The 10,565-nt window shown below is 67.7% G+C and carries 11 protein-coding genes; 8 read left to right on the top strand and 3 right to left on the bottom strand.

Going from position 1 to position 10,565, the window contains the following annotated elements:
• Positions 1–399: 399 nt before the first annotated feature.
• Entirely contained in the window at positions 400–1,275 is an 876-nt protein-coding gene (locus ACWESM_RS35895; protein ID WP_452495636.1) for an LLM class F420-dependent oxidoreductase, read from the top strand.
• Between the two features lie 81 nt (positions 1,276–1,356).
• On the top strand, positions 1,357–1,935 hold the full coding sequence (locus tag ACWESM_RS35890) for a TetR/AcrR family transcriptional regulator (protein ID WP_355080773.1): 579 nt from the start codon (positions 1,357–1,359) through the stop codon (positions 1,933–1,935).
• A gap of 21 nt (positions 1,936–1,956) precedes the next feature.
• Here the strand turns inward: ACWESM_RS35890 and ACWESM_RS35885 are convergent, their stop codons facing one another.
• A complete protein-coding gene (locus tag ACWESM_RS35885; protein ID WP_356969761.1) occupies positions 1,957–2,817 on the bottom strand; it encodes a mycofactocin-coupled SDR family oxidoreductase in 861 nt (286 codons plus the stop codon).
• 177 nt (positions 2,818–2,994) lie between these two features.
• Between ACWESM_RS35885 and ACWESM_RS35880 the strand changes: the two genes are divergently transcribed.
• From ACWESM_RS35880 to ACWESM_RS35870, 3 genes are all read left to right on the top strand, one after another.
• Positions 2,995–3,480: a nitroreductase family deazaflavin-dependent oxidoreductase gene (locus ACWESM_RS35880; RefSeq protein ID WP_397281700.1), complete on the top strand. Its 486-nt coding sequence runs from the start codon at positions 2,995–2,997 to the stop codon at positions 3,478–3,480.
• Between the two features lie 130 nt (positions 3,481–3,610).
• Positions 3,611–3,994: a helix-turn-helix transcriptional regulator gene (locus ACWESM_RS35875; protein ID WP_356969765.1), complete on the top strand. Its 384-nt coding sequence runs from the start codon at positions 3,611–3,613 to the stop codon at positions 3,992–3,994.
• Positions 3,995–4,187: 193 nt separating this feature from the next.
• Entirely contained in the window at positions 4,188–4,952 is a 765-nt protein-coding gene (locus ACWESM_RS35870; RefSeq protein WP_356969767.1) for a hypothetical protein, read from the top strand.
• A gap of 57 nt (positions 4,953–5,009) precedes the next feature.
• On the opposite strand, the gene ACWESM_RS35865 is transcribed toward ACWESM_RS35870, so the two are convergent.
• Positions 5,010–5,522 carry a hypothetical protein gene (locus ACWESM_RS35865; RefSeq protein WP_452495632.1) on the bottom strand — a complete coding sequence of 171 codons (513 nt, stop codon included), beginning with the start codon at positions 5,520–5,522 and terminating at the stop codon, positions 5,010–5,012.
• Between the two features lie 289 nt (positions 5,523–5,811).
• Here ACWESM_RS35865 and ACWESM_RS35860 point away from each other — a divergent pair, with 289 nt between their 5' ends.
• Positions 5,812–6,354, top strand: coding sequence for a DUF6968 family protein (locus ACWESM_RS35860; RefSeq protein ID WP_452495630.1), 543 nt, complete (start codon positions 5,812–5,814; stop codon positions 6,352–6,354).
• A gap of 182 nt (positions 6,355–6,536) precedes the next feature.
• Positions 6,537–7,901, top strand: coding sequence for a WS/DGAT/MGAT family O-acyltransferase (locus ACWESM_RS35855; protein WP_452495628.1), 1,365 nt, complete (start codon positions 6,537–6,539; stop codon positions 7,899–7,901).
• Positions 7,902–7,925: 24 nt separating this feature from the next.
• On the opposite strand, the gene ACWESM_RS35850 is transcribed toward ACWESM_RS35855, so the two are convergent.
• Positions 7,926–10,037 (bottom strand): AMP-binding protein, encoded by a 2,112-nt coding sequence (locus tag ACWESM_RS35850; protein WP_452495639.1) that lies wholly within the window; start codon positions 10,035–10,037, stop codon positions 7,926–7,928.
• Between the two features lie 292 nt (positions 10,038–10,329).
• On the opposite strand from ACWESM_RS35850, the gene ACWESM_RS35845 reads away from it, so the two are divergent.
• Positions 10,330–10,563: a hypothetical protein gene (locus ACWESM_RS35845; RefSeq protein WP_355080757.1), complete on the top strand. Its 234-nt coding sequence runs from the start codon at positions 10,330–10,332 to the stop codon at positions 10,561–10,563.
• Positions 10,564–10,565: the final 2 nt, after the last annotated feature.

Raw genomic sequence — 10,565 nt, 5'->3', positions numbered from 1 at the left:
TACGGATCCTCATGAAACCCGTAGTCATACGGGTCGAACACCAGCGGCCCCACCACAGCCGTCATCGCCCACACTCCGAATTCGATAACAAGTTCTCAACAAGGATCGTCCACCCAACGCTCCGTAAAGACACATAGCTGGACATGTGTCTGGACGGTACCACTGACAGTTTTTCAGGACAATCCCGAACAAGCGATCTCGCGGAAAGAAATCCGCCGTCCGATCGCCAGGCCGACACACACCACGAATCAAGAACACGTTCTTGTAGGCAGCTCGGCGATCGGACTATATTCCATACAACTGTCCAGACACGGCGGTTCGCAGCACGCGGCCACCTTCGCCGATGCCGTCACGCGGGCAGCGCACGACAGCTCGCCGAACGACCAGACAAGGATTTCCATGCGATTCGGCATCGTCCTGTTCACCAGCGACCGCGGCATCACTCCCGCCGCGGCGGCCCGAGCGGCCGAGCAGACGGGGTTCGCCTCCTTCTACGTCCCCGAGCACACCCACATCCCGGTCGCGCGCAACGCGGCGCACCCGCAGACCGGCGACGCGTCGCTACCCGACGACCGCTACCTGCGCACGCTGGACCCGTGGGTCGCACTGTCCATGGCGGCGGCAGTCACCGAACGCATCGAGCTGGCCACCGCCGTCGCGCTCCCCGTGGAGCACGACCCGATCACCCTTGCCAAGACGATCGCCTCACTGGACCACCTCTCCGGTGGCCGGGTCGTGCTGGGGGCCGGATTCGGCTGGAACACCGACGAACTCGCCGATCACGGAGTACCCGCGAACAAGCGACGCACCGTGCTGCGCGAATACCTGGCGGCGATGCGGGCGCTGTGGAGCCGGGACGAGGCCGGTTTCGACGGCGAGTATGTGCGCTTCGGCCCGAGCTGGGCGTGGCCGAAACCGGTCCGGCGCTCGGTGCCGGTGCTGATCGGCGCGGCGGGCACCGAACGCACCTTCCGCTGGATAGCCGAGTCGGCGGACGGTTGGATCACCACCCCGGGGGAAACGGAGATCTCCGATCGTCTCGCGTTGCTGCACGAGATCTGGCAGCAGGCCGGGCGGCCCGGACGTCCGCGCGTGGTGGCCCTGGATTACAAACCCGACGCCGCACGCCTGGCCGAGTGGGACCGCGCCGGCGTCACCGACGTCGTGTACGGACTGCCGGACAAAGACGAGCCCGCGGTGTGCGCCTACCTCGAGCGGTTGTCCGGCAAACTGACCGACATCGGCCCGCCGCTCGGCGCGGCGAGCCGGCCGTAGCGAATCACGTGGCCGAACACACAACTATTTCCGCAGCAGGAAAGTTGCTCGAACGAAATAACGACACTACCATCTAGACACATGTCCGAAAGCGATTCCAGAACCGTCGAAGCGACGCGGCGGCGCTTGTCCGGAAAGCAGGCCGACACCGTCGACAAGCTCACCAGATCGGCGTTGGAAGTGCTTTCCCGGGAGGGTTTCGCCGGCATGACCATCCGGATGGTGGCCGCCAACGCCAAGGTCGGCACCGCCACCGCGTACACCTATTTCTCCTCCAAGGAGCACTTGGTCGCGGAGATCTTCTGGCGCAGGCTGCGCGCACAACCCTCCCCTGTGAGCGAGGATCCGGACGCCACCGTGCGGGTGATCGCCGAACTCCGCAGCATCGCGTTGCTGGTCGCCGACGAACCGGAATTGTCCGGCGCGGTCACCAGCGCGCTGCTCGGCCGCGATCCCGACGTCGAGCATTTGCGGTCGCGCATCGGCTTGGAAATTCGCACCCGCCTCGCGCACGCGCTGTCCGGAAATCCCGACGCGGATATTCTGAAATCGCTCGAATTGCTCTACGCGGGTGCGCTGGTCCATGCCGGGATGGGCTACGAATCGTATTCCGACATCGCGGACCGCATCGAGCGGTCCGCGATGCTCATCCTGAAGTGACGCGGCGCGTTCCGCGTCACTTCAGGCCAGGCCCAATTTCAGCGACGCGCCGCCGTCGACGAACATCTGCAAACCGGTCACGTAGCGCGACTCGTCGGAGGCCAGGAACGTGACCGCGTGCGAGATGTCCGAGGACTCGACGAAGGGAATCGGCATGGCCTGCATGAAGGGAAAGGTGACCTCGGCGTCCTCGCGCGTCGGGTTCTGTACGTCGGGACGGAAGATCTGGTACATCCCCGGGTTGTGCAGCATGTCGGTGTCGACGTTGGTCGGATGCACCGCGTTGATGCGGATCGAGCTCGGCCCCAGCGTCAACGCCAAAGTCTGCGTGTAAGAACGGATCATCTTCTTCGACAGGCCGTAGCCGTCGCCGCCGGGACCTTGCAGTGCCTGCTGGCCGTTGAATCCGGTCTGCGGCACCAGGCCCGCGACCGATCCCGTCACGATGATCGAGGCGCCCGCGCCCAGATGCGGCAGCGCGGCGTGCACGGTGTTCACCACGCCGACGAAGTTGACGTCGAAGACGTCCACGAAGCCCTGCAACGGCACATGGTGGCCCAGCGGGCAGATCCCGGCGTTCGCCACGACCACGTCCAAGCGCCCGAGTTCGGCGACGCCCGCCGCGATCGCCGCTTGCAGCGCGGGGCGATCGCGCACGTCGACCTGTGCGGCCACCACCCGACGGCCGGTCTTGGCGACCAGTTCCTTGGTCTCGGCGAGATCCGCTTCGGTCGCCAGTGCGTATTCGTTGCTGGCTATGTCGGCGCAGATATCGAAGGCGATGATGTCGGCGCCTTCCTCGGCCAAGGCGACCGCGTGACTGCGGCCCTGCCCCCGTCCCGCACCGGTCACCAGGACGACTTTGCCGCTGACCCGATCCATGTTTCCTCCACCGTGCTCGTCGCCGGTTCCCGTCACCCCCCGCGACACGCGCCGCACATATATGGAATAGTAACCGGACATCTGTCTGGACGATACTACGGACAAAGGTATGGATCAATCACTCGTCACCGCACCCGATTCCGCGGCCGCATCCCGGCCCGAGCGGGGTGATCGTTGATGCCCAAGCGGCCACGCAACCTCGACTCCCCGCTGGTCACGACCGTCATCAAATACATGTCCAGAGCGCAGACCTGGGCGTACCGCCGGACCGGAGGGCGCGTCGGCGCGCGATGGCGGATCGGCGCCGGCTTCCGCGAGCCGGTACCCACCTTGCTGCTCGAGCATCGGGGTCGCAGATCGGGCAAGTTGTTCACCGTCCCACTGCTGTACCTCGTCGACGGCGCCGATCTGGTAGTGGTCGCCTCGCAAGGCGGGTTGCCGAATCACCCCCAGTGGTACTTCAATCTCCTGGCACATCCCGTGACCCGGGTACAGGTCGGGGCCGAGCACCGACGCGTCCGCGCCCGCGTGGCGAGCCGGGAGGAGAAGAATCGCTTGTGGCCCTTGCTCGTAGCCCTCTACGCGGACTTCGACACCTACCAATCCTGGACCGAGCGCGAGATCCCGGTGCTCATTCTTCAGCCGGAGGACCGGCCGCACTGACCCGGCGCGTCGAGCGAGGTCCGCGGCCACCCTCCCCCATGATGTTCAGCGTTCCCGGCGCGATGGGCGCCGCCCGCCCGCCGGAGCAGTGCGACGCAATCGATCGACTCGACCGAGGATGGGAGAGCGTGTGGCGAAGATGGGTAGGCGGAAACGGTCCAGGCTGATCACCGCCGGAATGCTGCGGGAGAAGCACCAGCAGGAAGAGCACGGCGCACCGGCGCGACCGGCGCCGCTGCCCCCGGACGAGGTCGAGACGGCCATCGTGCTCGATCTCGACGGGCTCGCCACGCGCGTGCGTGCGCGGCGGCGCGAGATGAAGTGGACCCAGGCGGATGTGGCGGGCAACGGCGGCCCGCCGGCCAAGGTGATCAGCGAGATCGAGCGGTCCCGCAATCCACGGCCTGGTACCGAGGTGCTCGACCGGCTCGACGCGGGACTCGAGTGGCCGCCCGGCACCAGCGCGACGATCCTGCGCGCCGAGCGGGCAAGCGAACTGGCCACGGCGCGCTGAGCGCCGGATCCGAAACTCGGCCGGTCGGAGAATTTTTCGATATCTCCGACCGGTCGAGCCGGAACGCTCATCGGTAGCTGTGGGCGCTGCTAGGCTGCTCAGCGACCCTAGACGACTGCTCTTGCGCCGCCGGAGTGCGCGGGTCCGGCCGTGCTGGACGCAGGTGTTAACCCGATGAAGGAATGGACGTAACATGCAACTCCGCGGCATCACTGCGGCAGCGATACTCGCCATCGGCTCGCTGACCGTCGGCGCGGGCGTCGCCCACGGCGAGCCCGCTCCCGACATCACCTACTCGGCCAAGATCGTCGACCAGACGGTGGTCGCCGCGCTCCGGGGCGGAACCTTCCAGTTGTCCAAGGCACTGCGCGATCAGCCCGCGGGCGACGAGAACGCGCGACTAACCGAGCGCGACGGGGTGCTCGTCGATCATGGGGGCGCCCCGGCCGACATCGCGCAAGTGATCGACGTGGTAGACATCCGGGACCGCGACGGCCACGTCGCGATGACGTTGCCGCTCGACTTCCGGATCGCGGGGACCGCCATTCCGGTGCGCCCGGAGCTGAAGAAGGACAGCACCGTGCTCGAGCTGAAGCCGTCCAGGCCGGAGGGCATCGCGATCACCGAGCCACTGGTGGCCAAGCCGGTCGCGTCCATGACCGAGAACCAGCGCGCCCGTGACGAATTCGCAAGCCAGTTCGGGCTCGCCACCGCCATAGGCGGTTTCGTCGGCACCGCGATCGGCGCCACGATCGGCTGCCTGGTCACCATCGCCGTGGGCTGCGTGGCCGGTCTGCTGACCGGCGCGAGCCTCGGCGGCATCCTCGGAACCATCGCGGTCGGCGGGCCCACGCTCGTCGTGGCGGGTGTCGACCTGCTCACCACGTTGCAGGCGGCCGACGGCACTACACGCTTCGCCGACAAGCCCGTCCAAACCGCTCCGGCCCAAACCAAGTAGCCGTGTCCCGGCGGCGCAGCAGCGCGCCGCCGGGCGGACTTCCGATCGACCGCGTCGCTACAACGGCGCGGTCGTCGTGTTCGAGCGACCCACGCGCTCGTCGTTGATCAAGTGATAGGCGCGTCCCAGATCGTCGAGCGCACGCTCCCATCTGGTGTCCGCGTCGTGGCCACGGGGATTGCGGCTGAGCAACAGCAGGACCTCGGCCGCGTCCGCAGACCGCGCGGCGGCGTCCAGCAACACCGGCACCGGTTCCACGGTGGTGCCCGCCGCCAGCGCGCCGATACGGTCGTGCAGCCAGTGCGCGTCGAAACGCGCCTGCTCCGTGGGGTTCTCCCCGTTCACCGGCAGGGTGCTGACCGCGGCGGCCCGTGCGGCCTCCTCGTCGTCCATCGTGGTGGTGACGACGTCGCGCAGCTCGCTGCTCGCGATCCGGTGTAGCAAACCGATCAGTAGGACACGTTCGGCGTCCGGACCGTGCAGACCGGTCTCATCCGCCCGTGCGCCGACCTCGTCCGGGTCGACGCGCAAGATCGACAGAACCGCTCGCAACTGCGCAATCGTTACCACTTCGTCCGCCCCTCCTCATCGTCGCGGCCCCACCATCACACCCTCGGCGACAGCCTGCCAAACGCGAGGCGCGTTAACCGTCCGGTAGCCCTTTTGCCGATACGGCGTGTCTTCACACTGCGTTCCAGGTCACCTCGAACCGCAGGGTAAACGAGGGTCCAACTTGGGTACTCCAGACATCATGAGAGCGATACCGGCGCGGGTCACTGGTGACACGACCACGCCCGCAGTGCGCGAATCCGAACACGGCGGTGCGATCGCGAGCATGAGATGGCGGCGGATCAGGGAGGTGATCGCCACCCGAACCGTCTCCGATGCCACGCGAGAGGTCTCCATCGAGGTGGGGAAACCGCAGATGGCACCGGGTGACACCGGTGTGGTGTGCGGTTTTCGCATCCAGGGAATCGGCGAACGATGGGCGCACGGCGTCGATTCCATCGCCGCGCTCTACCGCGCGTTCCAGGACATCGCCCAAGAGCTGCGGCAGGCCAACAGCCACGGTGCGCACTTCGCGGTGACCGAGCCGTCCGACCCCGGCTTCCCCGCCGCGCCCACCCGTCCCTCGCGTGCCGCCACGACGGTCGCCTACGAGCCGCAGGCGCTCATCGCGGCCCGCACCCTCTACGAAGCCGACAGCTCGTTGTCGATCATCATCGGCAGGCCGTATCTGGCGGCCGACCGGCGCAAGCACCTGTGCCGGTTCCATATCAGCAAGCAGGGCGCGTCGCTGGCCAGCGGCATCGATGAGATCCAGGCCCTGCACAGCGCGATCAGCATGATCAGCGAACGCCTCGCACTGCCGCAGGATTGGCCGGTCAGCCGCCTGTCCTGAGGCCCGCGCGCACAATTTCGCGACGAACCGCCCAGCCGGTACGGATTCGGCATCGAATCATCGGTTGGGGATCGTCGTTCGACCGGCGTAGATCTCCCAGCGCCATGAGCAGTCCGGCGGCCGTCCCCATGTCCGGAACCAGACCGTGGCGAGGCCGCGGCGTCGCCAGGAGGGAACTGCCCATGGAATTCATCTCGCCGGTGGACGCCCTGTTTCTCATCGCGGAATCACGCGAGCATCCGATGCACGTCGGTTCGCTGTCCATCTTCGACCCCGTGGAGGGCACCGGACCCGAATTCGCCCGGCGCGCGTACGCCACGCTGGCGGCCGACCGAAATTTCCACCCCACGTTCCGCAAGCGCCCGGCTCGCCTGTTCGGCACTCCACAGCTTGCCTGGACCGTGGACAGCGCCGTCGAGCTCGACTACCACGTCCAGCGGTGGGCACTGCCGGAAGCGGGTGGCCTGGACGCCCTGACCGAAGTAACGGCGGGATTGCACAGCACCCTGCTCGACCGTCACCGGCCGCTGTGGGAAGCGCATCTGGTCGAAGGGCTCGCCGGCGATCGGGTCGGCTTGTACGCGAAGATGCACCACGCCCTCATCGACGGCGTCGGCGCCCAGCGCCTGTTGCAGCGAACGCTCACCACCGACCCGGAATCCGGCGAAGCGCTGGTGCCCTGGCATCTCCCGCCTTCGACCGGGCACCGCCCTGATCCCCCGCAGCGGCAAACGCTCGGCACCCGGGCGCGCGCCCTGCTCGCCGCGGCGGGCTCGGCGCCTTCGGCCCTGCGCCTGGCCCGTACCGCGCTGCTCGAACAGCAGTTGACGCTGCCCTTCGCCGCACCGCGCACCATGTTCAACGTCCCGATCGGCGGGGCCCGCCGCTGCGCCGCCCGCTCGTGGCCGCTGGACCGGATCCGCCAGGTCAAGAAGATGACCGGCACCACGCTCAACGACGTGGTGCTGGCGATGTCGGCGGGTGCGCTGCGCACCTACCTGCTCGAACACGTCGCCTTGCCGGACAAGCCGCTGATCGCCATGGTGCCGGTCTCGCTGCGTCCCGAATCCGACGACGGTGACGGCGGGGGCAACGCCGTGGCGGCGCTGCTGTGCAATCTGGCCACCGACCTGCCCGACCCGGCCGCTCGGCTGGCGGCGATCAGCTCCTCGATGCATCGCAGCAAAGAGATCTACCGCGCGCTGTCCCCCGTCCAGGCGGTCTCGCTGTCGGCGCTGACGCTCAGTCCCCTCGCCCTGTCACTGCTGCTTCCCGCCACGGTCGCGCTGACCAGCCCGCCGTTCAACATCGTCATCTCCAATATTCCGGGACCGCGTGAACCGCAGTACTGGAATGGAGCCCGCGTCGCGGCCAGCTACCCGCTGTCGATCCCGCTCGACGGGCAGGCGGTGAACATCACCCTCACCAGCAATGCCGACAGCCTGGACATCGGCATCGTCGCCTGCCGCCGCAGCGTGCCGGACGTGGCCAGGCTGCTCGATCACCTGGAATCCGCGTTGACCGACCTGGAGGACACCGTCTACTGACCGCCGGGCGCTGCCGCCGGATGTTCAGGGTGATCCCGCGGTGCCCAGACCGTTGATCGACGGCGGCAGCTCCGGTTCGGCCGCGCCGGGACCGGCCAGCAGACGCTTGAGGATCTTGCCGGTGTCGCCGCGCGGCAGCGCCGAGAGGAAGGTGACGTCGCGCGGCACCGAGAAGCGGCTCAAGCGGTTGCGGATGTAGGTGCGCACCATGTCCGAATCCAGGCCGGACCCTTCGCGTTTCACCACGAACGCCGCGAGCCGCTGGCCGAATTCGTGGTCCGGCACACCGACCACGGCGACGTCACTGACCTGCGGCAGGTGCGCGAGCGCCTCCTCGACCGGACGCGGGAAGACGTTCTCGCCACCGGAGATGATCATCTCGTCGTCTCGTCCCGCGATGAACAACCGGCCCGCGGCGTCGAGGTAGCCGAGGTCGCCGGTGTCGAGCATGCCGTGCGCCTCGTCCGGTGGCGCGGAGTTGACGTAGCCGTCGAACAGCATGTGGTTGCCGACGAAGATGTGTCCCGTGGCGCCGATCGGGAGTCTGCGGTGGTCCGGCCCGAGCACGGCCACCTTGGTGCCCAGCGGCGGGCGTCCCGCCGTGGTCGGCGAGGTGTGCAGGTCCTCGGGGGTCGCGATGGTCGCCCAGGAGACCTCGGTGGATCCGTAGACGTTGTAGAGCACGTCGCCGTAGGCCTCCATGAACCGCTCGACGGTCGCGCCTGCCAGTGGCGCACCGCAGCTGATCATGTGCCGCAGGCTGGAGGTGTCGTAGCGAGCACGCACGTGCGCGGGGAGGTCGAGGATGCGCTGCACCATGGTCGGCACGACGATCACCGTGTTGACCCGGTGCTCGGCGATGCGGCGCAGGCAGTCCTCCGCGTCGAACCGTTCGGCCAGCACCACGGTCGCGCGCAGCGCGGTGCTCAGTTGCAGGCCGGCCAACCCCCAGGTGTGGAACAGCGGCGCCGGGATCAGCATGGTCTCGTTCATCTGCATCGGGATGCGCGACAGCAATGCCGCGATGGACCCGAAGCCCTTCGGATGCGGCCTGCGCGCACCCTTGGGCGTCCCGCTGGTCCCGGAGGTGAGCACGACGAGCCGTCCCGGCTGGGCAGGGGTGCGGAAAGTCGTGTGCCCCTCCGCCACCAGTTGGTCCACGGTCGTCCGGTCGGGTACCGGCGGACGCTCGTCGGTGTTGTAGCGCGGGATGTCGGTATGCAGATAGCGCACCAACTCCTCGAGGTCACCGTCGACGAACAGCGCCGACAGGCGGTCGCGCTGGACGATCTCCTCGATGGTGCGGCCCGCCAGCCCGGCGTTCAGCAGTGCCACGTCCACACCCAGTTTGCCTGCGGCGACCATGCATTCGACCATGGCCGCGTGGTTGCGCGCCAGCAGGCCGATGGCGTCGCCCGGGCCGAGGTCGTGCGCGGCCATCGCCGCGGCCAGCGCGTTGGTGCGCTCGTGCATGTCGGCGAAGGACCGGGTGCCGCGGTCGTCGATGATCGCGGTCCGCTCCGGGGCGTACGCCGCGCCCGCGGCGTATCCGCCCGCCAGGTTGAAACCCCATTTCGCCAGTGAGCGCAGCTGTTTGAGAGTCCGATCGAAACGAACCGGCAACACGACGCCGGTGGCCACCATCTGCCGCGCCACACCCGCGTTGCGCCGGATCGGCGAATCCTCGCCGTTGACGACCAAGGAGGTCCGCGCGCCCTTGGCGACGTCGGCCACCCGCTTCAGTCCGGCCTTGGTCCACTCGCCGATCGCCACATTGGACAGCTCGCTCACCCGCGGGTGCACCCGGCTCGGCGCGAAATACGTGACGGTGACCTTGGTGCGGTCCTCGTCGCCGTGCAGTCGCACCGACGCGAAGCTGCCCAGTGCGGCGTATTGCATCTCGAAGCTCTCGTACCACCGGCCCACGCTGATCCGGATCTGGTGGGTGCATATGCCCGACCCGTAGGTACCGACGCGCATCTGCCAGACCACATTGCCGTCGGCGGACTGGATCTGCTCGCACGCGCCGATACCGGTGAACATGCGCGGATAAGTCTGCGGTTCGAGTAGCAGATCCCAGATGGTCTTGCGGGCGATCGCGAATTCGGCGACTACGTCGATGACATCGGTAACCAACTTGTGCACTTCTCGTCGGCCGGTTCGAAGAACTTCGGGTCGGCGGGTAGCTCCTTTGTAACGTCAGTCACAAGCGAGGTCAAGTAGCCAGGGCATCGTCGCTACTACCAGCGACACGCAGGAAATACGCTGCGATTGCCCAGCATTCACCTGAACCTGGGAACCGGCCCAAATCACCCGCGCGACGCCTGTGAATCAGCCCAACGATCATCCGAACTCCCGCCGGGCGGCGACCTCCGACCTAACGTCACAGACGCCTGCTCGGCAGGACCGAACGCTGGCTGGAGAGGTTATGGACGACAAGCCCGCACGACGAATCGCGCACGCCCGCGCCGAGGAGATCCTCGATTTCTTCGGCAAATGCCGAGCGTGCGGATATCCCGCTTACGCGGAGAGCACCACGTTGCGCTACGACAACGGCGACTTGGAGACCAAGATCATCGCCAGCTGCGCCCTGCCCTGCGGCTGGACCGGCGAGGTCTCCGCCACACCGATGACCGGCGCGGCCGCCCGTCCACGCACGTGAGC

This window comes from Nocardia sp. NPDC003999, assembly GCF_053604885.1.
Note: the sequence above shows the minus strand (reverse complement) of the source record. Positions and strands in the feature narration are given on the sequence as shown.